Origin of the sequence: Rhodococcus sp. ACT016, assembly GCF_050477185.1 — a bacterium.
Taxonomy (GTDB): Bacteria; Actinomycetota; Actinomycetes; order Mycobacteriales; family Mycobacteriaceae; genus Prescottella.
Map to the genome: position 1 here is coordinate 3,884,600 of NZ_JBEAET010000001.1, position 25,589 is coordinate 3,910,188.

The window sequence follows — 25,589 nt, forward strand, 5'->3', positions numbered from 1 at the left end:
ACGACTAGCGGTAATCGCTGCCGAAACCGTAGTCGTCCAACGGAACAGCGGCGCCGGTACCGGTGCCGAAGCCCTCCGGGCTGTAGTACTGGTCGTCGTACGACGGAACCGCATACGCAGCCGCGCGCGCCTCCTCGGTGGGCTGAACCTGGATGTTCCGGTACCGGTTGATGCCGGTGCCGGCCGGGATCAGCTTGCCGATGATCACGTTCTCCTTCAGACCGATCAGCTTGTCCGAGCGGCAGTTGATCGCCGCATCGGTCAGCACTCGAGTGGTCTCCTGGAAGGACGCGGCCGACAGCCACGAGTCGGTCGCCAGCGACGCCTTGGTGATACCCATCAGCACCGGGCGGCCGGCCGCGGGCTCGCCACCCTCGGCGACGACGCGACGGTTGGACGCCTCGAACTCCGCGCGCTCGACCAGCGAGCCGGGCAGGAACTCCGTCGAGCCCGAGTCGATGATCGTGACGCGACGCAGCATCTGGCGCACGATGACCTCGATGTGCTTGTCGTGGATCGACACACCCTGGCTCCGGTACACCTCCTGGACCTCGTTGACGAGGTGGATCTGCACCTGACGGGGGCCCATGACACGCAGCACCTCGTGCGGGTCGGCAGCACCTTCCATGAGCTGCTGACCGACGTCCACGTGGTCACCGTCCGCCAGCAGGCGCTCGGTGCCGTCGTCGTGCTTGAACACGCGCAGACGCTGACGCTTCGAGAGCTTGTCGTAGACGACCTCTTCGCCACCGTCGTCCGGGACGATGGTGATCTTGTAGAAGCGGTCGCCGTCCTCGAGCTGCACCCGGCCGGAGACGTCCGCGATGGGCGCCTTGCCCTTCGGGACGCGGGCCTCGAACAGCTCCTGGACACGCGGCAGACCACCGGTGATGTCGGCCGCGCCGGCCGCACCACCCTGGTGGAACGTACGCATCGTCAGCTGGGTACCGGGCTCACCGATCGACTGCGCGGCGACGATACCGACGGCCTCGCCGATGTCGACGAGCTTGCCGGTCGCCATCGAGCGGCCGTAGCAGGTGGCACACACACCGGTCGCCGTGGTGCAGGTGAGCACCGAGCGGACCTTGACCTGCGTGATACCCGCCGTGAGCAGCGCGTCGATCGCCGGATCGCCCAGGTCGTGACCACGCTCGACGATGACGTTGCCGTTCTCGTCGACCGCGTCCGCGGCGAGGGTACGAGCGTACGTCGAGGTCTCGACGTGCGCGTCGCGGATGATCGAGCCGTCGGCCTGCTTCTCCGCGATGTGCGTGACGATGCCGCGCTCGGTGCCGCAGTCGACCTCGCGGACGATGACGTCCTGCGAGACGTCCACCAGACGACGGGTCAGGTAACCCGAGTCGGCGGTGCGGAGAGCGGTATCAGCCAGACCCTTACGAGCACCGTGCGTGTTGATGAAGTACTCGAGAACCGTCAGGCCCTCCTTGAAGGAGGACTTGATGGGACGCGGGATGAACTCACCCTTCGGGTTCGTCACCAGACCCTTCATGCCGGCGAGCGAGCGAACCTGAGTCATGTTGCCGGCCGCGCCGGACTTCACGATCATCGGGATCGGGTTGTCGTCGGGGAAGTGGGCCTCCATGGCCTTACCGACCTCGTCGGTGGCCTCGGACCAGATCTTGACGAGAGCACTGTTGCGCTCGGCGTGGTTGAGCGCGCCGCGCTGGTACTTCTTCTCGATCTGATCGGCCTGCGCCTCGAACTGCTCCATGATCTGAGCCTTCTCCGGCGGCACGAGGACGTCGGAGATCGAGACCGTCACGCCGGAACGGGTGGCCCAGTAGAAGCCGGTGTCCTTCAGCTTGTCGACGGTCTGCGCGACCACGATCATCGGGTAGCGCTCGGCGAGATCGTTGATGATCGTCGCCTGACGCTTCTTCGGCATCTGCTCGTTGATGAACGGGTAGTCCGCCGGGAGCAGGTCGTTGAACATGACGCGGCCCAGCGTGGTCTGGGTGGTCCAGGCGTCGCCGTAGTTCCAGCCCTCGGGGAACAGCTCCGCCTCGACCTCGCGCGGCGGACGCTGATGCGTCAGACGCACCTTGATGTTCGCCTGCACCGACAGCACACCGCGGTCGACTGCCATCTGAGCCTCGGCCGGGGACGAGTACACGCCCTGCTCGGCCTGGCCGTCGTTGGCGGCCTGGTATGTGCCGACCGCATCCTCGACCTCACGGGTCAGGTGGAACAGACCGGTCACCATGTCCAGACGCGGCATGGCGAGCGGACGACCCGACGCCGGCGACAGGATGTTGTTCGACGACAGCATCAGGATGCGGGCCTCGGCCTGCGCCTCCGCGGACAGCGGCAGGTGCACGGCCATCTGGTCACCGTCGAAGTCGGCGTTGAAGGCCTCACACACGAGCGGGTGCAGCTGGATGGCCTTACCCTCGACGAGCTGCGGCTCGAACGCCTGGATGCCGAGGCGGTGCAGCGTAGGTGCACGGTTCAGCAGCACCGGGTGCTCGTTGATGACCTCTTCGAGGACATCCCACACCTGCGGGCGCTGACGCTCGACCATGCGCTTCGCGGACTTGATGTTCTGCGCGTGGTTGAGGTCGACCAGACGCTTCATGACGAACGGCTTGAACAGCTCGAGCGCCATGAGCTTCGGCAGACCGCACTGGTGCAGCTTGAGCTGCGGGCCGACCACAATAACGGAGCGACCGGAGTAATCGACGCGCTTACCGAGCAGGTTCTGACGGAAGCGGCCCTGCTTGCCCTTCAGCAGATCGGACAGCGACTTCAGCGGACGGTTGCCCGGGCCCGTGACGGGCCGGCCACGACGGCCGTTGTCGAACAGCGCGTCGACGGACTCCTGCAGCATCCGCTTCTCGTTGTTGACGATGATCTCGGGGGCACCGAGGTCGATCAGTCGCTTGAGGCGGTTGTTGCGGTTGATGACGCGGCGGTACAGGTCGTTGAGGTCGGACGTCGCGAAACGGCCACCGTCGAGCTGGACCATCGGGCGCAGCTCCGGCGGGATCACCGGAACGGCGTCGAGGACCATGCCCATCGGCGAGTTGCCCGACTGCTGGAACGCGGCCACGACCTTGAGGCGCTTGAGAGCACGCAGCTTCTTCTGGCCCTTGCCACTACGGATGGTCTCGCGCAGCGACTCGGCCTCGGCCTCGATGTCGAAGTTCCGCATGAGGATCTGGATGGACTCCGCGCCCATCGCGCCGGTGAAGTACTCGCCGTAGCGGTCGACCAGCTCGCGGTACAGCGACTCGTCGACGATGAGCTGCTTGACGCTCAGCTTGGTGAAGGTGTTCCAGATCTCCTCGAGCCGGTCCAGCTCACGCTGGGCGCGGTCACGGAGCTGACGCATCTCACGCTCGCCGCCGTCCTTGACCTTGCGGCGGACGTCGGACTTGGCACCCTCGGCCTCGAGCTCGGCAATGTCGGCTTCGAGCTTCTGGGCGCGGGCCTCGAGATCGGCGTCGCGCTGGTCGGCGACGGTCTTCTTCTCGACCTCCATCTCGGCCTCGAGCGTGGAGAGCTCGTTGTGGCGGAGCTCCTCGTCGACACCGACGATGACGTAAGCCGCGAAGTAGATGATCTTCTCGAGATCCTTCGGAGCCAGGTCCAGCAGGTAGCCGAGGCGGCTCGGCACACCCTTGAAGTACCAGATGTGCGTGACGGGGGCCGCGAGCTCGATGTGGCCCATGCGCTCACGACGCACCTTCGCGCGGGTCACCTCGACGCCGCAGCGCTCACAGATGATGCCCTTGAAGCGGACACGCTTGTACTTACCGCAGTAGCACTCCCAGTCCCGGGTGGGGCCGAAGATCTTCTCGCAGAAGAGGCCGTCCTTCTCGGGCTTGAGCGTGCGGTAGTTGATGGTCTCCGGCTTCTTGACCTCACCGTAGGACCAGTTGCGGATGTCCTCCGCGGTCGCGAGACCGATGCGGAGTTCATCGAAGAAGTTGACGTCGAGCACGTAACTTCCTTTCCCCAGAGGGATTGCGGATCAGCGGTGGAGGTCCGCTTTTCCTGACTGCCAATTCAAATGTGCTCTAGCGCCCCCGGGCCGTGGGTGCCGTGGGCGTCCCCACGGCCCGGGGACCGTAAAACTAGTTCGCGAGATCGTCCACGGTCGCGGCCTCGTTCCTGGACAGGTTGATGCCCAGGTTCGCGGCGGCACGCTCGAGGTCCTCGTCGTCGCCGTCGGCCATCGCGATGGCTGCGCCGTCCGAGGACAGCACCTCCACGTTGAGGCACAGCGACTGGAGCTCCTTGAGGAGCACCTTGAAGGACTCCGGGATGCCCGGCTCGGGGATGTTCTCGCCCTTGACGATGGCCTCGTACACCTTCACGCGGCCGACCACGTCGTCCGACTTGATGGTGAGCAGCTCCTGCAGGGTGTAGGCGGCGCCGTACGCCTGCATCGCCCAGCACTCCATCTCACCGAAGCGCTGGCCACCGAACTGGGCCTTACCGCCGAGCGGCTGCTGGGTGATCATCGAGTACGGACCGGTCGAACGCGCGTGGATCTTGTCGTCGACCAGGTGGTGCAGCTTGATGATGTACATGTAGCCGACCGACACGGGGTACGGGAACGGCTCGCCCGAGCGACCGTCGAACAGCGTCGCCTTGCCGTCCGGGCCCACCATCCGCTCGCCGTCACGGTTCGGCAGCGTCGAACCGAGCAGACCGGTGAGCTCGTCCTCCTTGGCACCGTCGAACACCGGCGTGGCGATGTTCGAGTCGGCCGGGGCGGACAGCATCTCCTCGGGCAGGCTCTCGGCCCAGTCCGGACGGGAGCCGTCGCCCGCGATCTGGACGTTCCAGCCGGTCTTGCCGATCCAGCCCAGGTGCGTCTCGAGCACCTGACCGATGTTCATACGACGCGGAACACCGTGGGTGTTCAGGATGATGTCGACCGGGGTGCCGTCGGGCAGGAACGGCATGTCCTCCTGCGGGAGGATCTTGCCGATGACGCCCTTGTTGCCGTGGCGGCCGGCGAGCTTGTCGCCGTCCTGGATCTTGCGCTTCTGGGCAACGTAGACGCGGACCAGCTCGTTGACGCCCGGAGGCAGATCGTCGTCGTCCTCGCGCGAGAACACGCGGATGCCGATGACCTTGCCGGACTCACCGTGCGGCACCTTGAGGGAGGTGTCGCGAACCTCGCGGGCCTTCTCGCCGAAGATCGCGCGCAGCAGGCGCTCCTCCGGGGTCAGCTCGGTCTCGCCCTTCGGGGTGACCTTGCCGACCAGGATGTCGCCGTCGCGGACCTCGGCACCGATGCGGACGATGCCGCGCTCGTCGAGATCGGCGAGGACCTCGTCCGAGACGTTCGGGATGTCCCGGGTGATCTCCTCGGCACCGAGCTTGGTGTCGCGGGCATCGATCTCGTGCTCCTCGATGTGGATCGAGGTGAGGACGTCCTCCTCTACGAGGCGCTGCGACAGGATGATCGCGTCCTCGTAGTTGTGGCCCTCCCACGGCATGATCGCCACGAGCAGGTTCTTGCCCAGCGCCATCTCGCCGTTCTGGGTGCAGGGGCCGTCGGCCAGGACCTGTCCGGACTCGACGCGCTGCCCCTCGTCCACGATCGGACGCTGGTTGGCACACGTGCCCTGGTTGGAACGGGCGAACTTGCGCAGACGGTACGTCTTGCGGCTGCCGTCGTCGGCCATGACGGTGACGTAGTCGGAGGAGATCTCCTCGACCACACCGCTCTTCTCGGTGACGATGACGTCGCCGGCGTCGACCGCGGCACGCAGCTCCATGCCGGTACCGACCAGCGGCGCCTCGCTGCGGACCAGCGGCACCGCCTGACGCTGCATGTTCGCGCCCATGAGGGCACGGTTGGCGTCGTCGTGCTCGAGGAACGGAATCATCGCGGTCGCGACGGAGACCATCTGACGCGGCGACACGTCCATGTAGTCGACGTCGGAGGACGAGACGAACTCGACCTCGCCGCCCTTACGACGGACGAGGACGCGGTCCTCGGTGAAGTGACCCGACGAGTCGACCGGCGAGTTGGCCTGCGCCACGACGTGGCGGTCCTCCTCGTCCGCGGTCAGGTAGTCGACCTGGTCGGTGACCTGGCCGTCCTCGACCTTGCGGTACGGGGTCTCGATGAAGCCGAACGGGTTGACCCGCGCGTACACCGACAGCGAGCCGATCAGGCCGATGTTCGGGCCTTCAGGGGTCTCGATCGGGCACATGCGGCCGTAGTGCGACGGGTGGACGTCTCGCACCTCGAGGCCGGCGCGCTCACGGGACAGACCACCGGGGCCCAGCGCCGACAGACGACGCTTGTGGGTCAGGCCCGACAGCGGGTTGTTCTGGTCCATGAACTGCGACAGCTGGGAGGTTCCGAAGAACTCCTTGATCGCGGCGACGACCGGGCGAATGTTGATCAGGGTCTGCGGCGTGATGGCCTCGACGTCCTGGGTCGTCATGCGCTCGCGAACCACGCGCTCCATGCGGGACAGGCCCACGCGGATCTGGTTCTGGATGAGCTCGCCGACGGTGCGCAGACGACGGTTGCCGAAGTGGTCGATGTCGTCGACCTCGACCGGAACCTCGACGCCGCCCGGAGCGGTCATCATGTTGTCGCCCGCGTGCAGGCGCACGAGGTACTCGATCGTGGTGACGATGTCGTCCTCGGTGAGGGTCGACGCCTCGATCGGCAGGCCCATGTTCAGGCCCAGCTTCTTGTTGATCTTGTAGCGGCCCACGCGAGCGAGGTCGTAGCGCTTGTCCTTGAAGAACAGGTTCTCCAGGAGGGTCTGCGCGCTCTCCTTCGTCGGCGGCTCACCCGGGCGCAGCTTGCGGTAGATGTCGAGCAGCGCCTCGTCGGTGCCGGCCGTGTTGTCCTTCTCGAGCGTGGACATCATGATCTCGGAGAACCCGAAACGCTCGGTGATCTGCTCGGTGGTCCAGCCCAGCGCCTTGAGCAGCACGGTGACCGGCTGACGGCGCTTGCGGTCGATACGGACACCAACGGTGTCACGCTTGTCGACGTCGAACTCGAGCCATGCACCACGACCCGGGATGACCTTGACGCTGTGCAAGGTCTTCTCGGTGCTCTTGTCGATCGAATCGTCGAAGTAGACGCCCGGCGAACGGACCAGCTGCGAGACGACGACGCGCTCGGTGCCGTTGATGATGAACGTGCCCTTGGCGGTCATCATCGGGAAATCACCCATGAAGACCGTCTGGCTCTTGATCTCACCGGTGTTGTTGTTGATGAACTCCGCGGTGACGAACAGCGGCGCCGCGTAGGTCATGTCCTTGTCTTTGCACTCGTCGACCGAGGCCTTGACTTCGTCGAAGCGCGGGTCCGAGAAGGACAGGGACATCGACCCCGAGAAGTCCTCGATCGGCGAGAGCTCGGCCAGGATCTCGTCGAGACCACCGACGACCGCTCCGTCGCCACGCGCGGCTGCGCGCTCACGCCAGCCCTGCGAGCCGATCAACCATTCGAACGAATCAGTCTGTAGATCGAGGAGCCCTGGGACTTCGAGAGGTTCACGAATCTTCGCGAACGAGACCCTCTTCGGGGCTCCGGGGATTCCGGCAACTGCCTTGGTCTGGCTAGAGACTGCCAAGATGCGTCCTTCCAGCACCTCACGCGGGCCGCTCTTGCTGGTGCGACCGCCGCTGTATCTGCTTCTTCATGTGGGGCGAATTCGCTGGTCACAACCCGAACGAATCCTCGCCACCGAAACAGGAAGTGGATCACTTCACCGCAGTGAGGTCGAGAGGTGGACAGGAGGCAGCCAGCGCAACGTCCAAAAGTACACCCAAACCCAGTAGATGTCGAGTCGGGCAGCAGAAAGGACACCCCGAGCGGGCGCCGCACGCGGAAGACCGCGTGAATGTTCACGCATAGAGTGACGCGTGATGATCGTCGCGTCAAGCCTAGTCCCGGTGTTTCGACTCGAAGTGGCTTTCGGTCTCATCCGGGAGGATTCGGGGCAGTAGGGCGTCGGGCGACAGCTAGGCGCTGACCGATCTGTCGAGCGCCCGACTACTGATCCGCAATGTCAGACAATAGCCACACGCCGTCCACTTTTTCCATCTGAACGATCAACGGACCCGACGCACTGTCCTGAGCGACACCGTTCGCCTCGGCACTGACGGTCATGTTCACGATCAATTCGGCCCGGTCACGGTCCAGAACCTTGACCCCGACATCGCTCAGTTCGACGGCGGTGCTCGTCCCGGACTGCTTGACCGCCGAAACCGTGGGATCCACCGTCTTGTCGAACTCGGATCGCATCTTCTCGGTCAGCACACCCCGCGCCTTGTCGGGGTACTGGTCGATCGTGTCGGGGGCATACGCGTACAGCGTGGTCAGTGCGGCGCGAGTGGCCTCCGTGACCTCCGACGTCGTGGCGATGTCGACGTACGCGGTGTTACTCACCTGTGCACCCGGCCGGAACGCGGCCACTACCGCGAAGGCTGCGGCGACCACGGCAACCGCACCCAGGACCGTGACCAGGCGCCAGCTCAGCCGCCCGCGCTCGGCGGCCACGTCCGACGCGGCGGGCTCGACATCCTCGACGCCGGCGACGCGGGGCGTCTCGGTGCTCTCCTCGACGGCAGGTGCCTCTTCGAGGGCGGCTGTGGGCTCGTCGATGACGGCCGGCGCCTCTTCGAGGGCGGCTGTGGGCTCGTCGACGACGACCGTGGTCTCGTCGATGACGCCAGGGCTCTGCTCGACGACGACGGCACCCGACGTCGCGGCCGCGCCGACGCCGGGGCGATCCGCCGTGCCGGCGATCTTCGGTCGTCGCTGCGGCGTGTTCAACCTGGTGTTACGGCGAATGGGAGGCACTGGAGAACTCCTTCCAACGGGCGCGACGCCACCGCAGGCGACGTCGACCCGGATCGGGCAGGGCTGGTTGGCGCTACTGGCCGTCGGCGTCGGGCTCCGGCGTGGCCGATCCGGCATTCGGATCCGCCGGCGGCGCGGGGGCGGGCGACTGCGCGGCCGACTCGTCGAGGACGGCGGCGTTGCCGAGGTTCACGGACTTGGATGCGCGCCACACGCCGTCGTCGCCCTCGTCCATCGTCAACCGCATGGTCACCCGAACCTTGCGCGACGACTGGTCGGGCCACGTCGTCGTCGTGGCCAGCACGACGACCGCATCGGCGGTGCCGTCGTCGACGTTCAGCGAGGTCAGGGTCGCCCCGAGCACCTCGGCGGTGCTGCGGGCACCGGTCTGCTTCGTCTGCTGGGTGAGCTGGTCCTTGGTCGAGTTCAGATCGTCGACCAGCCCGCCGGTGATCGACGACTCGATGTTCGAGAACGACTGGTCGAGGTTCGCGGCGTCGAACGAGTTGAGGTTGATCGCCGCCTGGCGGGCGTCGGACAGCGCCGACTCACGAGCGTCCGCCTTCGGCTTCTCCACGAACGCGGCGCGCGCCCATCCGACGCCGAACCAGCCGGCCGCCACCAGGGCACCGACGAGGAGCACGATCACCAGCGCGGTCGCCGCGACGAGGGCCTTACTGTTCTTGGTCGTGGTGTCCGTCACACGGCAACCTTACTCTCGGGTAACGAATGCTTGCCGATCGCTACTGGACCGGCACGACGCCCATCAGCGTCGCGAGCTGGGTGGCGATCGGGTTGAGGTTCAACTTGTCGGGGTCGACCTTCGGAGTACTGTCCCACGGCTGCGGGGTGTTCGGGTCGGCGTAGATGATCCGTTCGGCACTGCGGACACCGGTCGGGTTGCCCTGTTCGACCGCGCACCGCACCTTCGTGTTGAACGGGAAGTCGTCGACGGTGTCGTCGAAGTTCGGGTTCTGGGCCTTCATCTGCGCCAGGATCTCCTGCGTGCCTTCGTACCCCTTGGTGCAGGGCACCGGGTTGTCGGTCTCGAGGACGAGCCCGAAGTGGATGGTGCCGTCACCGGGTGCGACGGCCGACGCACCCGCCGACAGTGCCGGCAGGAACTGGAAGAACGGCTGCAGCGCGATCGACCGCGGCGCGAGGGTGGTCAGGGTCGTGTTCAGGTTGGTCAGGTCCGTGGTGAGAGCGTCGCCGCTGGTCGCCACGACCTTGCCGACCGTGTCACTCGCGTCCTTGCCCGTGCCGATCAGTCGCCGCACGTCGGGGTCGCTCGACTTCAGTTGCGCCGCGATCTGCTCGAGGCCGTCGCTGAACTGGCGGATGGCGCCGGACTGATCAGCCTGCGTGTCGAACACCGTCCGGCCGTCGCTGATCAGCGTGAGCGTCTGCGGCAGCGCCTCGTTCGCGGTCTGGGTGAACCGGCCGAGCGAATCGACCAGGACCTGCAGGTCCTCCCCCTTGCCGGTGAACGCTCTGCCCAGTTCCACGACGGTCGTGTGCAACGCATCGGTGGGCACCGACCGGGCCAGGCTGTCGACGCTGCCGATCAGGTTCTCGACCGGAATCGGCGTCGACGTGTTCGGTTCCGTGATCACCGAACCGTCGACGAGGTACGGCCCCTCGTCGGTGTCGGGCTGCAGGTCCACGTACTGCTCACCGATCGCGGACCGGTTGGCGACCACGGCCTTCGCCGACGCCGGGATCTTCGGCGCGCCGTTGCTGATCATCAACGCGACCGACACGCCGTCCTCGGTCAGCGCGAGGTCCCCGACCCTGCCGACAGGCACGCCGCGATACGTCACCTCGGCGTTGGTGAAGATGCCGCCGGAAGTCGCGAACTCCGCGTCCACCTGGTACTCGCCGAACCCGAGGAGCGTGTCGAGCCGCACGTACTTGGCACCGACGTAACCGATGCCGAGTACCGCGACGACGATGAACGCCACCAGCTGCCACCTGGCCAGACGCGAGACCATTACTCACCCACCCCCAGCTGCCTCAGGAACGCATCGAACGGGTTCTGTTGCGCGGCCAGCGGTGCGGACACCGGTGCGGTGCCCGGCTCCGGGACCGGATTCGGGACGATCGGCGGCAGCGGTAGCAGCGAGACCGTCGGCCAGCCCGGCCGTGCGCCGTTGCCGTTGTAGTACGGGTTGCTCGGGTTCACGGGCACCGGCGGACCGTACTTCGGCGGGTAGTACACCGGGTCGGGCTTGCCGACGCCGAGGTTGGACAGCACGTCACCGATCTGCAGGTCGATCGACAGGAACACGTTCGACATGCCGCCGTGGATCGACGGGATGATCGAGTCCGGAAACGGGAACGTGGGCACGATCGGAGCCGACGTGATGATGTCCGGCGTGGCCGCGCCGAGCTGCTGCAGCGTCGGCCGCAGCGCCCGCAGATCGGCGATCAGGTTGTCCTTCGACTGGTTGATGACGTCGGTGCCGACCTGACCGAGCCGGTCCACCTGCGAGAGCATCTGCACCAACTGAGGACGCTGCTCGGCGAGGATGTTCACTCCCTCCGGGAGTTCGTCGAGGATCTTCTCGAGCTTGCCCGTCTGGTCGCTCACCCGCGTGCTGAGCGTGTCGAGACCGTCCAGCGCCCGGGTGATCGAGTTGCGCTGTTCCTCGAGCCCGGCGATCAGGGTGTTCGCCTGCTCCAGCAGCCCGCGCACCTTGGTCTCCCGGCCGTCGAGCGCCTTCTCGAGCTCCGACACGATCGGCTGCAGCTGTGCGACGCCGCCACCGTTGAGCAGCAGCGACATCGCGCCGAGTACCTGCTCGATGTCGGTGGCGTGCCGCGTGCGATCCACCGGGATCGTGTCGCCGCTCGCGAGTCGCTGGCTCGACGGATTGTGCTCCGGCGCCGAAATCGCGATGAACTTCTCGCCCAGAAGATTCGACTGCTGCACCTCCGCGACCGCGTTGGCGGGCAGGTCCACCGAACTGTTGACCAGGGTGTCGACCTGCGCCGTCCAACCGTCCGACGCCACCTCGATGCTCTCGACCCGACCGACCGGAACGCCGTCGACCTTGACGGTCGACTGGGGCACGAGGTCCAGCACGTCGTCGAACTCGATCTTCACGCGCATCGGATCGCTGCCGATGTCGGCGCCGCCGGGCAGCGGGACCGAGTAGATCCCGCCGCATCCAGTCGCGAGCGCGAGCACGCACACGCCCGCAGCGACCCCCGCGACCCTCGTCCGCACAGTCCTCACGGCGTGCCCCCCTGAGTTCCGCCCAGCCGCGGCGACGGCGTGCCCGGCACCGTGCCGGGGACCGTGCCGCGCTGCTGGTTGTCGCCGCTCAGGATGCCGAGCGGCAGGTTCAGCGTCGGAGTCTTCACACCGGCGGTCAGCTGATCGGTGACCGCCTTGCAGTTCTCGATGACCGGCGCCATCTGCCGACCCAACGCCTCGAACCGCGGATCACCGGGCATCAGCTTCGCGACGTCGATCAGCTTGCAACCCAGACCGAACGGATCCTGCAGGTCGGGAAGGTCGACGCGCATCTGCAGCGTGCCCGACTCGGCGTCGTGCGCATTGACCAGGTTGCTGATCGCCAGCGGAATCGTCACGAGCGCCTCAGCGAGCGCATCTCGCTGATCGGCGATCGTCTGGGTGACGGTGGTGAGCCCGTCGAGGTTCTGTGCGAGCAGATCGCGGTTGTTCTCGATGAACCGGGCCACGTCACCGAGCGCGAGCGACAACTGGTTCAGCGCCAGTCCCAGATTCTCCTTCTCCCCCGCCAGGAACCCGCTCAGGTCGGCCAGCTGAGTGTTGAACTGGCGCACCTGCGTGTCGTTCGCGGCGAGGGCGCTGACGAACACCTGCAGATTCTTGACCGTGTCGAAGATGTCGGCGCGGGAGTCGGACAACGTGCGCGCCGCCGCCGAGAGCTGCGTGAACGTGTTGCCGAGCGCGTCGCCGTTGCCGTCGAGGTTCGCGGCCGCGGTGTCGACGAGATCCGACAGCGCGCCGTCCTTGTTCGCACCGTTGGGACCCAGCGCCTCCGACAACTCGGTGACGCTCGCATACAGCTCGTCCACCTCGACCGGGGTGGCCGTGCGCCCCCGCGGGATGGTCGCGTCCCGGTCCATCTTGTCGCCGCCCGTGTAGGCCGGCGTGAGCTGGATGTAGCGGTCGGAGACGACCGACGGCGTCACCTGTACGGCCTTCGCGTCGGCCGGAATATCGACGCCCCGTTCGACGGTCATCGTCACCTGCACCTGCTCGCCCTGCGGAACCACCGAGTCGACCGTGCCGACCTTCACGCCGAGGACGCGCACGTCGGAGCCCTCGTAGATGCCCACCGACTTGTCGAAGTACGCGGTGATCTTCGTGGTGCCGGCGTTCTGGAACACCCACCACAGCACGCCCGCCACGACGATCGCGACGGCCGCGATGAGCGCCACCGGAATCCACTTGCGGGTGCCGGCCCGAGTCTCACTCATCAGTTACCCCCCAGGGTGCGGAAGGGCTCGCGGTATCCGGGGATGTCCGGCAGCCCGGGCGGCGTCAGGTTCGTCACGACGGTGTCGAACCATCGACCGTTGCCGAGGACGTTGGCGTAGATCCGGTAGAACGGCGCGGCGTACTCGAGCGTCTTGCTCACGTTCTGTTGGTTCGCGTTGAGAATGTCGATGACACCCTGCAGCTGGGTGAGCGCGGGGGTGATCTGCGCCTCGTTGTCTGCGACCAGCCCGGTGAGCTCCCGCGACAACGTCTGGGTGCTGGTGAGCAGCTGACCGATGGCCTGCTGGCGGGTGTTGAGCTCCGCCAGCAGGGTGCCGCCGTTGGCGAGGATCTTCTCGAACTGATCGTTGCGGTCGGCGAGAATCTTCGACGTCTGCTTGGTCGCGTCGAACAGCGTCTTCAGATCCTGGTCGCGCTTGGCGATCGTCTCCGACAGCCGGGCGACGCCGTCGAGCGAGCCGCGGATCTCGTCCGGGGTCCCCGCGAACGACTGCGACAGCACCTCGAAGCTCGACGCCAGCTGGGTGGTGTCGATCTGCTCGAGCGTGGTCGCCGCGTCGCTGAACGCGTCGATGACGTCGTACGGCGACGTGGTCCGCTCCAGCGGGATCGGCGTCCCCGGATGGAGCACCTCGGTGCCACGCGGATCGAGCGCCAGGTACTTCTGCCCCAGGATCGTCTTGATCTGGATCGACGCGGTGGTCTGGTCCCCCACCCACGCGTCCTTGGTCTGGAACGTCACGAGCACCCGGTCACCGGCCAGATCCACGTCGGTGACCTTGCCGATCTTTACGCCGGCCACACGCACCTCGTTGCCCGGCTTGAGGCCCGCGGCCTCCGAGAACTCGGCGGTGTACTGGTTGGCAGCGCCGACGATCGGCAGGCTGTCGAGGAAGAACGCCGACATGGTCGCGAGCAGGATCACCACGATGCCGAGGGCACCGGTGACCGCGGGATTGCGCTTCTTGGGCTCGTAGCTGGTCACTGGCCACCGTCCGCGTAGCAACGGGGAGCTGCGTTGGTGTAGATCGGCTGGTTCACTGTCGGCAGATTCGTCGGCAGATTCAGCTGCGGCGCCGTACCCGGTCCGGCGACGATGTCGATGCCGCACAGATAGAACTGGAACCACGAGCCGTAGCTGCCGGCCCGGCCCAGCTTCTCCATCTTCACCGGCAGGTTCGCCAGGACCTTGTTCACGTCGGCGCTGCGCTCGTTGACCTGAGTCGCCACCGAGTTGAGGCCGGCGATCGAGCCCTGGATCGAGGGGCGCGTCGGCACCAGGAGGTCGGCCGTCGCACGCGTCAGATCCGACAGCGACTGCACCGACTGGCCGATCACGCCACGGTCGGCGTTCAACCCGCTCACCAGGCGCTCGGTGTTCACGATCAGCTGGTCGACCTGCTCGTCCCGCTTGTTGACGGTGTCGAGCACCCGGTTCAGGTTGGTGACCAGTTCACCGATCACCTTGTCCTTGTCCGCGATCGTGTTCGTCAGGGACGCGGTGTTCGCCACGAGGTCCTCGATGGTTCCGCCCTCCCCCTGGAAAACCTGGATGATCTGGTACGACAGCTTGTTGACGTCGTCGGCGCTGAGCGTCTGGAACAGCGGCCGGAAGCCGTTGAACAGCGTCGTGAGATTCACGGCCGGTTTGGTCCGGTCGAGCGGGATGGTCTGGCCCGCGGTCAGCTTGTAGCCCTGCTGTCCGGTGCCCTGTTCGAGCGCGATGTACCGCTGGCCGACCAGGTTGCGGAACCGGATCGTCGCCGTCGTGCTGGCCGGCAGCCAGTCCCGGTCGGTGACCGCGAACTCGACCTGCGCTTCCCGGTCGTCGACGATCTCGATCTTGGTGACCTGGCCGACGCGGACACCCGCGATGCGGACCTCGTCGCCCTTGTTCAGCGACGTGACATCGGTGAAACGGGCGTTGAACCTGGTTCCCCCCGTGGAACTGGTGTTCGCGATCGTGAGCGCGAGGAAGCTCGTTGCAAGGATCGTGACGACCGCAAAGATCACGAGTTTGGTGAGTGGCGCGGCCACCCCTCGCAGCTGTCGCTTCACTTGACGCTCACCTCCTTTCCACGCAGTGCCGGTGCCCCGATCGTGGTGGTCCACGACGGCACGTCTTCCGGAGCCGTGCCGGTGGCCTCGCCGTACACGACCGCCAGCGTGTCGCGCTCGAGCTGCGAGCCCGCGTACGTCACGCCCGTCGCCGGCAGCACCGAGTACTGCGGAGTCGGCAGGTCGGGGATGTTCTGGTCACCCGCATTGCGGGTCGGGACCTGGTACGAGCCGTCGTGGATCGAACCGCCCGGGTACTGGCCGATGTCGGTGCCCAGCGGTGGCGGGTCGTAGCAGCGCGGCCCGCGGGTGTCGATGAGCCGGGGCTCGTCCTGGTTGGGCAGGTAGCGACCGCGCGGATTGACCAGCTCGATCGTCGCCCGCGCTCCCGGCAGGTCGGAGCCCTCACCGGTGATCGCACCCGACCGCCGCATGACGTCCGCGAAGTTCTTGAACGTGCAGCTGAACGTCCCGGAGAACCGCGCCAGGATCTCGAGGGCCTCCCGTGAATCCGCCGCGATCGAGATGAGCGAATCCCGGTTGGTGGTCAGCAGGTCCGCGGTGCTGGAACCGGTCGAGGTGACCGAGGCCATGAGCGCGTCGACGGAGCTGCGCTCCTGGACCACGGTGGCGTTGGTGGTGCGCAGGTTGTCGAGCGCGTCGATCAACTGCGGGGCGGCGTCGGAGTACGTCTGTGTGAACGTCGCGAAGCTCTGCAGACCGGCCGTGAGGTCGGGCATGCGGGTGTTGACGCCCGCGAAGATCGTGTCGAGCTGGTCGAGCGTGACGCCGAGTTGCTCGCCCCGACCGTCGAGCGCCTGCGACAGTGCACCGAGCGTCGACGCCAGGCTCTCGGGAGGTATCGCCTGGAGCAGCGGTAGCAGACCGTCGAGCATCTTGCCGAGCTCCACCGCGTTGCCGCTCGCGTCCTGGTAGATGGTGCCGCCGGCCTGGATGGGATTGGGGCTCGGATTCTCCGGGATGACCAGGTCGACGTACCGCTCACCGAACAGCGTCTTCGGCAGCAGGCGGGCGGTGGCGTTCGACGGGATCAGCTCGGCCTTGTCCGGCTCGATCGCCATGACCGACGTGACCTTGCCGTCGTCGGTCGACGCCCCGCGCACCTCGCCGACGATCAGGCCGCGAACCTTGACGTCGGCGTTGCGCGGCAGCGCGTTGCCGACGGAGTCGGTCACGAGATCGACCTCGACCACCGACTTGAACGTCTTGTTGTAGCTCGCGATCGTGCCGCCCACGAACAGGGCCAGAACCAGGAAGAACACGAGTCCCAGAATGCGGCGGCGCAGCTTCGACGGTGTCTCGATCATCCGGCCACCCGCACCGTGGTCGTCGTTCCCCAGATCGCGAGGCTCAGGAAGAAGTCCAAGACCGCGATGGTGACGATGGCGGTGCGCACTGCATGGCCGACCGCGACGCCGACGCCGGCCGGGCCGCCGCGGGCGTGGAACCCGTAGTAGCAGTGGATGAGGATCAGGACGAAGGCGAAGACCAGCACCTTGCCGAAGGACCACAGCACGTCCTCGGGCGGCAGGAACAGGTTGAAGTAGTGGTCGTACGAGCCGGTGGACTGGCCGTTGAACACGGTGCTCACGACGCGCGACGCGAGGTACGCGGCGAGCAGGCCCACGATGTACAACGGGATCACCGCGACGAATCCGGCGATCATCCGGGTGGTGACGAGGAACGGCACGCTCGGCACCGCCATCACCTCGAGCGCGTCGATCTCCTCGGAGATCCGCATGGCGCCGAGCTGCGCGGTGAATCCACAGCCGACCGTCGCCGACAAGGCCAGGGCCGCGACGATCGGCGCGATCTCACGGGTGTTGACGTATGCCGAGAGGAAGCCCGTCAGCACGGAGCTACCGATCTGGTCCAGGGCGGCGAAGCCCTGCAGGCCGACGACGACACCGGTGAAGCCCGACATCATCACGATCACACCGATGGTGCCGCCGATCACGGCGAGCGCGCCGCTGCCGAACGTGACCTCGGCCAGCAACCGCAGCATCTCCTTGCGGTAGCGGCGGATCGTGCGCGGTGTCCATGCGATGGCCCGCGAGTAGAACGACATCTGCTCGCCGGCATTGTCGAGCACGTCGAGTGGCTTGCGCGCCCAGCGCCGGGCCCGCATCAGTGCGTAGTCTCCCCGTCCCCGTGCGATCGTCATCGGCTCATGCCCCCTTCGCCGGAACAATCTGCAGGTACACCATGGTGAGGATCAGGTTCGCGAAGAACAGCACCAGGAACGTGATGACGACGGCCTGGTTCACCGCCTCACCGACTCCCTTGGGTCCGCCCTTGGGCGTGAGCCCCTTGTAGGCAGCGATCACGCCTGCGATGACACCGAAGATCGCCGCCTTGACCTCGGCGATGTACAGGTCGGGCAACTGCGCGAGCGCCGAGAACGACGCGAGGTAGGCACCGGGGGTACCGCCCTGGAGGATGACGTTGAAGAAGTAGCCACCCGCGATGCCGACGACCGAGACCAGCCCGTTGAGCAACACCGCGACCAGCACCATCGCGAGGACCCGCGGCACGACCAGGCGCTGGACCGGGTTGATGCCGAGGACCTCCATAGCGTCGATCTCCTCGCGGATGGTCCGGGAACCGAGGTCGGCGGTGACCGCCGATCCGGCGGCGCCCGCAATCAGCAGCGCCGTCACGATCGGACTGCCCTGCTGGATCACGGCGAGAACGCTGGCGGCACCCGTGAACGCCTCCGCGCCCAACTGCTTGATCAGCGACCCCGTCTGCAACGACACGACAGCGCCGAACGGGATCGCGACGAGCGCGGTCGGCAGGATCGTGACGCTCGCGATGAACCACGCCTGTTCGATGAACTCCTTGAACTGGAACGGCCTCTTGAACGTGTTGCGGACGACGTCGACGAACAGCTGGACGATGTGACCGGCCTGCGTCAGCGCCCCGATGACCGGCTTCGTCAGCGAAGTGCGGGTGCCCCCCATACGCGGTCCCCTAACCGTGTCCGAGGGTGGACTGTCCGAGTCCTCCGTCGTCGTATGTGGGAAGCACCTGGGTGGCCTGGTCGTCGCCCATGCTCGCGAGGATGCCCTGCTGCGCCTCGTACGGCAGGGTGTGCAGGATCTGGCGGACGCGGGCCTGGCGGCGCGCGACGGCCTGGCGCTCCGGAAGGCCCGGGGTGGCCAGCATCTGCGGCACGACGCCGTAGACGTCGTCGGTGCCGCCGTGGTGATGCCCGGCGTCGACGAGCGCCTGCTCCTGCGCCATCTGGGCCTCGTCCTTCTCCTCCGACATGCCGATCGGGCCGATCTTGGAGCCGTTGAGGAACTGGTGCACGACCGGTTCGTCGCTGGTGAGCAGCACCTCGCGCGGGCCGAACATGACGAGCTGCTTGCGGAACAGCATGCCCAGGTTGTCCGGGACGGTACGGGCCAGGTTGATGTTGTGCGTCACGATCAGGATCGTCGCGTCGATCTGTGCGTTGATGTCGATCAGCAGCTGACTGAGGTAGGTGGTGCGGACCGGGTCGAGACCCGAGTCCGGCTCGTCGACGAGGATGATCTGCGGGTCGAGGACCAGCGCGCGAGCGAGGCCGGCGCGCTTGCGCATACCACCGGAGATCTCGCCGGGGAGCTTGTTCTCTGCGCCGATCAGACCGTTGAGATCCAGCTTCTCCATGACGATCTGGCGGATCTCGGACTCGGACTTCTTGGTGTGCTCACGCAGCGGGAAGGCGACGTTGTCGTACAGGTTCATCGAGCCGAACAGTGCGCCGTCCTGGAAGAGGACACCGAACAGCTTCCGGATCTCGTACAGCTCGCGCGAGGTGCACTGCAGAATGTCGGTCCCGTCGATGACGATCGACCCCTCCTCGGGCCGCAGCAGACCGATCAGAGACTTGAGGAACACCGACTTACCGGTACCGGACGGGCCCAGCAGCGCGCTGACCTCTCCGGCCGGCAGCGTGAGCGTCACGTCCTGCCAGATCTTCTGAGAGCCGAAAGACTTCGTGAGTCCCTCGACTGCTACCTCGACTCCCACCATTACCTCCTGCGTCAAGCGCGTCCCCCCACGTGGGCCCACTGTGGGTTGCGTCACTCTATCGCATCGATGTGTTATCCGTGACACCGGATCCTACTGGTGAGTAAGTATCACCACAACCCGGCAGTCGCGACGACCCGGACATCAGAATGGCGCACGCCGCCCGCCGGCGCTGGACAACGGCAAAACGACGAAAAGGGCCGCCCCCGAATCGGGAACGGCCCTTCTCGCGATGCTTCGTCAGGAAGCAGCGCAGAGCAACGTCTTACTTGACGGTGATCTTCGCGCCGGCGGCCTCGAGCTTCTCCTTGGCGGCGTCAGCCGCATCCTTGGCAACCTTCTCCAGGATCGCCTTCGGAGCGCCCTCGACGAGGTCCTTGGCTTCCTTCAGACCCAGGCCGGAGACGACCTCACGGACGACCTTGATGACCTGGATCTTCTTGTCGCCGGCCGACTCGAGGATGACGTCGAACTCGTCCTGCTCCTCAGCAGCCTCAGCGGCAGCCGGGGCGCCGGCAACGGCGACGGCGACCGGAGCAGCAGCGGTGACCTCGAAGGTCTCCTCGAACGCCTTCACGAACTCCGAGAGCTCGAGCAGGGTGAGCTCCTTGAACTGGTCCAGCAACTCTTCGGTGGTGAGCTTCGCCATGGTGGCGTCCTTCCTCTTAAGTCCTGTGTCGCCGATCCGCGACCGGACAGGTGGTGATGGTTGTGATGCGCAGGTGCGGATCAGCTATTCGGCAGCGGCGTCGGCGGGAGCCTCGACGGCCCCACCCTCCGCAGCCTTCTTCTCCTGCAGCGCGGCAGCCAGACGGGCCACCTGCGAAGCGGGAGCGTTGAACAGGCCAGCGGCCTTTGCCAAGTTGCCCTTCATCGCGCCGGCGAGCTTGGCCAACAGGATCTCGCGGGACTCGAGGTCCGCGATCTGGTTGACCTGATCCACGGACAGCGCAGCGCCGTCCATGTACCCGCCCTTGATGACGAGTGCCTTGTTGTCCTTCGCGAAGGCCTTCAGGGCCTTCGCAGCGTCGACCGGCTCGCCCTTGATGAATGCAATGGCGGTCGGTCCGACGAACAGGTCGTCAAGGCCCTCGACGCCCGCCTCAGCGGCGGCACGCTTGACCAGGGTGTTCTTGGCGACGGAGTAGGTGGCACCCTCTCCGAGAGCGCGTCGCAGCTGCGTCAGACTCGTGACCGACAGACCACGGTATTCCGTGACCACGGCGGCGGTCGAGTCCTTGAACTGCTCGGTGATTTCTGCAACTGCAGAAACCTTCTCAGGCTTTGCCATACTTCGCCTCCTCTCGTGACAGTCGTTGTTCCACTTCGGGCCGTGACATGCAAAACGCCCCGGTGCAGGGCACACGGGGCGTACACGAGGAGATCCATCCACCGGCCGAAACCGGGCGCAGACAAACATCCCCCACCTCGTCCTCCTGCGTGGGCCGCCGGGCAATCCCGGACCTTCAACCGATTCCATTACTGGGCACGGTGACCAACGGTCTTGGGTAGAACAGTTTTCGGGGCGGAAATCGCATCGAGCACCGAATTCCAACGAGCAGCCTAACGAAGCGGCGCCCGGGACGCAAAGTAATCCGGATCCGAGCACACTCTTTGTGCCGAGCCTCACATTCCATGCAGATCGTGCTCGACGTCGCAGTTTTGAACGTAACCGTGAGTTACATGTAATCGGCTAGGTTTTCGGCCATGACTCTCACGACCCCCGCCGTCACAGACACCGGTCCGGGACGCCGACGCCGGTTCCTCGCTCTGGCCGTGATCTGCCTCGCCGAACTACTCGTCGTTCTCGACAACACGATCGTCAACGTCGCGCTGCCGTCGATCGGGGTCCAGCTGCGCACCGACGTCAGCGGCCTCCAGTGGGTGGTAGACGCCTACACACTGACCTTTGCCGGCCTGCTCCTCGCGTGCGGCAACCTGGGCGACCGGCACGGCCGTCGCCGCGTCATGACGATCGGCCTCGTCGGCGTCGCCGCGATGTCCGTCCTCGGCGCGTCGGCTACCTCACTCGGACAGGTGATCGCGGCCCGTGCGGCGATGGGCGTGTTCGCGGCAGCCGTCTTCCCGGCGACGCTCGCCCTGATCATCAACATCTTCACCGACGTCCGCGAGCGAGCCCTGGCCATCGCGGCGTGGACCGCGATGGCCGGCTTCGCGATCGCGATCGGTCCCGTCTCGGGCGGATGGCTCCTCGAACACTTCTCGTGGCACGCAGTGTTCTGGATCAACGTCCCCGTTGCGTTGATCGTGCTCCTCGCGACCATGCTGCTGGTTCCCGAGTCCAAGGCGTCGTCCGTCGGCCGCCTCGACGTCGCGGGCATCGTGACATCCGTCGCCGGCATCACCGGACTGGTGGGGGCCGTCATCGAGGCGCCCCGTCACGGCTGGCTCTCCCCCGTCACGCTCTGCACCGCCACGGCGTCGATCGTCGTCCTCGTCGGCTTCGTGGTGTGGGAACTACGCACCCCGGCGCCGATCCTCGACATGCGGCTGTTCCGGGTCCGACGGTTCTCTCTCCCGGCCCTCGCGATCGCCGTCGCCTACTTCTCGATGTTCGGGTTCCTGTTCCTCATCACGCAGTACTTCCAGGGCGTGCGCGAGTACACGCCGCTCGAGTTCGGGATCGCGTCGCTCCCGTTCGCGGTCTCCGTCGCGGTGGGTGCGCCGATCGCGACGTTGCTGGCGCAGCGGATCGGAACGACGGCGGTCCTCGTCTTCGGCCTACTCCTGACCGGTCTCGGGCTGTATCTCGGCGGTCAGGTCGATATCGACAGCAACTACCTAACCGACGTCCTGCCCTCGATGGTGTCGATGGCGCTCGGGCTCGCGATCGTCCAGGGACCGGCGACCGAGTCGATCATGTCGTCGCTGCCGCTCGACGAGGCCGGTGCCGGCTCGGCCGTCAACGACACCACCAGAGAGGTGGGCGGAACCCTCGGCGTCGCCGTCCTCGGATCGATCGTCGCGTCCTACTACGTCGGAAAGATCTCCCCGATCATCGACAACGTCCCCGCTTCCCTCATGAACGACGACGAGAAGAGCTTCGCGCGGGCCACGATCCTCAGCGTCCTCGAGATCCGCAATCGCGAGATCCCTGCGATGTTCGAACCGGCGCGCGAGCAACTGATCACGACGATGAAGACCGCAGTTCTGCAGGGGGCGCATGCGGCGTCACTCGTCGCGACGAGCGCCGTCGTGCTGTGCGCGGTCGTCGTCGCGATCTTCCTGCCCTGGGCGCCCGCCGCGGGACGCGGGGCAATGCTCGCGTGGCGGCGCGAACAGGATTGAGGACCGAGTCCGGAGAACGCCGAAGGCCGGCACAGAGAGAACTCTGTGCCGGCCTTCGATGTCGATCAGGTCGCGAGATGTCGCGACTTACTCGCCGTCCTCGAGGAGGTTGCGGGTACGGTTCGGGTCCACCGGGATGCCCGGTCCGGTGGTGGTCGAAACCGTGACCTTCTTGACGTAGCGGCCCTTCGCCGACGACGGCTTCGCACGCAGGATCTCGTCCAGCGCAGCGCCGTAGTTCTCGACCAGCTTGGCCTCGTCGAACGACGCCTTGCCGATCACGAAGTGCAGGTTGGCCTGCTTGTCGACGCGGAAGTTGATCTTGCCGCCCTTGATGTCGGCAACAGCCTTCGCGACGTCCGGCGTAACGGTGCCGGTCTTCGGGTTCGGCATCAGGCCACGCGGTCCGAGGACGCGAGCGATGCGGCCGACCTTGGCCATCTGGTCCGGAGTGGCGATCGCGGCGTCGAAGTCGGTCCAACCGCCCTGGATGCGCTCGATCAGATCCTCGGAGCCCACGGCGTCCGCACCGGCGGCCTCGGCCTCGGCGGCCTTCTCGCCGACGGCGAACACGACGACGCGCGCGGTCTTACCCGTGCCGTGCGGCAGGTTGACCGTGCCACGAACCATCTGGTCCGCCTTGCGGGGGTCGACGCCCAGACGGACTGCAACCTCGACGGTCGCGTCCATCTTGCTCGACGAGGTCTCCTTGGCCAGCTTTGCAGCCTGCAGGGGGCTGTAGAGCTTGTCCGCGTCGATCTTCTCAGCGGCGGCGAGGTATGCCTTGCTGCGCTTTGCCATTTCTTCTGTCCTTACGTCTCACCCTGGATGTCCGGGTGAATGGTTCAGTTGTGGTGCGGGCCTGGCCGGCCCTCCCACGGTGGAGGATCAGCCCTGCAGTATCAGTGCGGGGCTTCGCTGCACTCAGCCCTCGACGGTGATACCCATCGAACGCGCGGTGCCGGCGATGATCTTCGCGGCGGCGTCGATGTCGTTCGCGTTGAGGTCTTCCTGCTTGGTCTTCGCGATCTCGCGCACCTGATCCATGGTCACCGTCGCGACCTTGGTCTTGTGCGGCTCGCCGGAGCCCTTCTGGACACCAGCAGCCTTGAGCAGCAGCTTGGCGGCCGGCGGGGTCTTCAGCTTGAAGTCGAAGGTCCGGTCTTCGTAGACGGAGATCTCGACAGGGATCACGTTGCCGCGCTGGGACTCAGTCGCCGCGTTGTAAGCCTTGCAGAACTCCATGATGTTGACGCCGTGCTGACCGAGCGCCGGACCCACGGGCGGGGCAGGGTTAGCCTGACCAGCCTGGATCTGAAGCTTGATGAGCCCTGCGAGCTTCTTCTTCTTGGGGGGCATCTTCGTTCCTTGTTCTTACTGGGTGTGTTTCTTGCGTACTGCGTGCAAGTTTGTGTGCGTCCGGGAGCGCCCGCGCCTACGGTGTCCGGCAGCGGACGGCCGCTCGGGACGGTGCTAGATCTTCGAGACCTGGTTGAAGGACAGCTCCACCGGGGTCTCACGACCGAAGATCGACACGAGGACCTTGAGCTTCTGCTGCTCGGCGTTGACCTCGCTGATGCTCGCCGGAAGGGTCGCGAACGGACCGTCCATGACGGTGACCGACTCGCCGACCTCGAAGTCGACCTCGATGACCGGCTTCGCGACAGCGGGCGCGGAGACCTCGCCACCGGCAGCGGCAGCAGCCGCGGCAGGCTTCTTCTGGCCCTCCTGCGGCATGAGGAACTTGACGACCTCGTTCAGCGTGAGCGGCGACGGACGCGAGGTGGCGCCGACGAAGCCGGTGACGCCGGGGGTGTTGCGAACCGCGCCCCACGACTCGTCGTTCAGTTCCATGCGGACCAGGATGTAGCCGGGCAGGATCTTGCGGTTGACCTGCTTGCGCTGGCCGTTCTTGATCTCGGTGACCTCTTCGGTGGGAACCTCCACCTGGAAGATGTAGTCGCCGACGTCGAGGTTCTGGACTCGGGTCTCGAGGTTGGCCTTCACCTTGTTCTCGTAACCGGCGTACGAGTGGATGACGTACCAGTCACCGGGCGCGCGCCGCAGCGCAGCCTTGAACTCGGCGACGGGATCGACTGCTTCCTCGGGAGCTTCCTCCGCCACGGCACCGTCCTCGACCTGCACGTCGGCAGCGTCAGCAGTGTCGTCCTCAACCGTCTCGTCGACAGACACAGCGCCTTCGGTGTCTTCGGTTACCGCCTCGGCCGAAACGCTCTCCTCGGCCAGAGCCTCGTAGTCGTTCTCGGGGGTGCTCACTGGAGGCACTCTTCCTCTCGTCAATCACATCGTTCGGGAACGCCGACGGGCGCGCCCGAGTTAGCCGAACAACCAGCTGACGCCCTTGATGAATCCAAGATCGAGGAGGCTGATGAACGTCACCATGAAGGCAACGAACACGAGCACAACACTGGTGTAGGTGATCATCTGCTTACGATTCGGCCAGATGACCTTACGGAGCTCGGCAATCACTTCCCGCAGGAAGCGACGAATCCGCTTGAAGATGTTCTCCGTGCGGGGCTTGTCCGCCTTACGGGGCTTCTTGGCGCCCGACTGCGACTCCGAAGAGGACACGGAGCGCGACTTGGTCGACTTGACGGAGGATGCGGCAACCGCCTGCTTCACCGCCTCGACGGGCTCTGCGACATCGGCGCCGGCGCGGCGCGCGGTGCGCTTTCCGCTGGGCTTTCCTGCTGGGGCCGCACTCGTGGGGCTCTCTTCAGCAGTGACCTGGCCGTTCGTAGGCTGGTCGGAAACGGCCGATTCGTCGACAGGGCCGGAGTCCGCAGACTCGGGAGTGCCGTCGTCGCGCTTACCGCGCTCCTCGCTCACCGTCGTTCCTCTCAG

General features: G+C 66.2%; 20 protein-coding genes. 1 reads left to right on the forward strand and 19 read right to left on the reverse strand.

Translation table 11 applies throughout. The features are described 5' to 3' along the window. Positions 1 to 4 precede the first annotated feature (4 nt). The 15 genes from ACQ5DX_RS17820 to rplJ all read right to left on the reverse strand — a co-directional run bounded on the left by ACQ5DX_RS17820 (position 5) and on the right by rplJ (position 20,706). Positions 5 to 3,964 carry a DNA-directed RNA polymerase subunit beta' gene (locus ACQ5DX_RS17820; RefSeq protein WP_430333831.1) on the reverse strand — a complete coding sequence of 1,320 codons (3,960 nt, stop codon included), beginning with the start codon at positions 3,962 to 3,964 and terminating at the stop codon, positions 5 to 7. 133 nt (positions 3,965 to 4,097) lie between these two features. After that, the gene (gene rpoB, locus ACQ5DX_RS17825; protein WP_430333832.1) at positions 4,098 to 7,604 is read right to left on the reverse strand and encodes a DNA-directed RNA polymerase subunit beta; all 3,507 of its coding nucleotides are present in this window, start codon (positions 7,602 to 7,604) and stop codon (positions 4,098 to 4,100) included. A 404-nt stretch (positions 7,605 to 8,008) separates the two neighbouring features. Beyond that, positions 8,009 to 8,818 (reverse strand): mammalian cell entry protein, encoded by an 810-nt coding sequence (locus tag ACQ5DX_RS17830; protein ID WP_430333833.1) that lies wholly within the window; start codon positions 8,816 to 8,818, stop codon positions 8,009 to 8,011. 73 nt (positions 8,819 to 8,891) lie between these two features. After that, positions 8,892 to 9,521: a mammalian cell entry protein gene (locus tag ACQ5DX_RS17835; protein WP_430333834.1), complete on the reverse strand. Its 630-nt coding sequence runs from the start codon at positions 9,519 to 9,521 to the stop codon at positions 8,892 to 8,894. Between the two features lie 40 nt (positions 9,522 to 9,561). Beyond that, positions 9,562 to 10,812 carry an MCE family protein gene (locus ACQ5DX_RS17840; RefSeq protein WP_430333835.1) on the reverse strand — a complete coding sequence of 417 codons (1,251 nt, stop codon included), beginning with the start codon at positions 10,810 to 10,812 and terminating at the stop codon, positions 9,562 to 9,564. Further along, positions 10,812 to 12,050 (reverse strand): MCE family protein, encoded by a 1,239-nt coding sequence (locus tag ACQ5DX_RS17845; protein ID WP_430335723.1) that lies wholly within the window; start codon positions 12,048 to 12,050, stop codon positions 10,812 to 10,814. The genes ACQ5DX_RS17840 and ACQ5DX_RS17845 overlap by 1 nt, the downstream gene beginning before the upstream one ends. 5 nt (positions 12,051 to 12,055) lie before the next feature. Next, on the reverse strand, positions 12,056 to 13,294 hold the full coding sequence (locus ACQ5DX_RS17850) for an MCE family protein (RefSeq protein ID WP_430333836.1): 1,239 nt from the start codon (positions 13,292 to 13,294) through the stop codon (positions 12,056 to 12,058). Further along, positions 13,294 to 14,301, reverse strand: a complete 1,008-nt coding sequence (locus ACQ5DX_RS17855) for an MCE family protein (protein WP_430333837.1) — start codon at positions 14,299 to 14,301, stop codon at positions 13,294 to 13,296. The genes ACQ5DX_RS17850 and ACQ5DX_RS17855 overlap by 1 nt, the downstream gene beginning before the upstream one ends. Next, entirely contained in the window at positions 14,298 to 15,362 is a 1,065-nt protein-coding gene (locus ACQ5DX_RS17860; RefSeq protein WP_430335724.1) for an MCE family protein, read from the reverse strand. The genes ACQ5DX_RS17855 and ACQ5DX_RS17860 overlap by 4 nt, the downstream gene beginning before the upstream one ends. An 8-nt stretch (positions 15,363 to 15,370) precedes the next feature. After that, positions 15,371 to 16,702 (reverse strand): MCE family protein, encoded by a 1,332-nt coding sequence (locus tag ACQ5DX_RS17865; protein WP_430333838.1) that lies wholly within the window; start codon positions 16,700 to 16,702, stop codon positions 15,371 to 15,373. Continuing rightward, positions 16,699 to 17,559, reverse strand: coding sequence for an MlaE family ABC transporter permease (locus ACQ5DX_RS17870; RefSeq protein ID WP_430333839.1), 861 nt, complete (start codon positions 17,557 to 17,559; stop codon positions 16,699 to 16,701). Before ACQ5DX_RS17870 ends, ACQ5DX_RS17865 begins: the two co-directional genes overlap by 4 nt. A 4-nt stretch (positions 17,560 to 17,563) precedes the next feature. After that, a complete protein-coding gene (locus ACQ5DX_RS17875; RefSeq protein ID WP_430333840.1) occupies positions 17,564 to 18,358 on the reverse strand; it encodes an MlaE family ABC transporter permease in 795 nt (264 codons plus the stop codon). Positions 18,359 to 18,368: 10 nt separating this feature from the next. Further along, the gene (locus ACQ5DX_RS17880) at positions 18,369 to 19,418 is read right to left on the reverse strand and encodes an ABC transporter ATP-binding protein (protein ID WP_430335725.1); all 1,050 of its coding nucleotides are present in this window, start codon (positions 19,416 to 19,418) and stop codon (positions 18,369 to 18,371) included. Between the two features lie 262 nt (positions 19,419 to 19,680). Further along, the gene (gene rplL / locus ACQ5DX_RS17885) at positions 19,681 to 20,064 is read right to left on the reverse strand and encodes a 50S ribosomal protein L7/L12 (RefSeq protein ID WP_430333841.1); all 384 of its coding nucleotides are present in this window, start codon (positions 20,062 to 20,064) and stop codon (positions 19,681 to 19,683) included. 84 nt (positions 20,065 to 20,148) lie between these two features. Further along, positions 20,149 to 20,706, reverse strand: a complete 558-nt coding sequence (rplJ, locus tag ACQ5DX_RS17890) for a 50S ribosomal protein L10 (protein ID WP_430333842.1) — start codon at positions 20,704 to 20,706, stop codon at positions 20,149 to 20,151. Between the two features lie 416 nt (positions 20,707 to 21,122). Between rplJ and ACQ5DX_RS17895 the strand changes: the two genes are divergently transcribed. Then, entirely contained in the window at positions 21,123 to 22,724 is a 1,602-nt protein-coding gene (locus ACQ5DX_RS17895) for an MFS transporter (protein ID WP_430333843.1), read from the forward strand. Between the two features lie 87 nt (positions 22,725 to 22,811). Here ACQ5DX_RS17895 and rplA read toward each other — a convergent pair whose 3' ends face one another. From rplA to secE, 4 genes are all read right to left on the reverse strand, one after another. Then, on the reverse strand, positions 22,812 to 23,525 hold the full coding sequence (rplA, locus tag ACQ5DX_RS17900; protein ID WP_430333844.1) for a 50S ribosomal protein L1: 714 nt from the start codon (positions 23,523 to 23,525) through the stop codon (positions 22,812 to 22,814). A 123-nt stretch (positions 23,526 to 23,648) separates the two neighbouring features. Beyond that, a complete protein-coding gene (gene rplK / locus ACQ5DX_RS17905) occupies positions 23,649 to 24,083 on the reverse strand; it encodes a 50S ribosomal protein L11 (RefSeq protein ID WP_031937663.1) in 435 nt (144 codons plus the stop codon). Between the two features lie 114 nt (positions 24,084 to 24,197). Further along, on the reverse strand, positions 24,198 to 25,001 hold the full coding sequence (gene nusG, locus ACQ5DX_RS17910; protein WP_430333845.1) for a transcription termination/antitermination protein NusG: 804 nt from the start codon (positions 24,999 to 25,001) through the stop codon (positions 24,198 to 24,200). Positions 25,002 to 25,061: 60 nt separating this feature from the next. Further along, entirely contained in the window at positions 25,062 to 25,574 is a 513-nt protein-coding gene (gene secE / locus ACQ5DX_RS17915) for a preprotein translocase subunit SecE (protein ID WP_430333846.1), read from the reverse strand. Between the last annotated feature and the right edge of the window lie 15 nt (positions 25,575 to 25,589).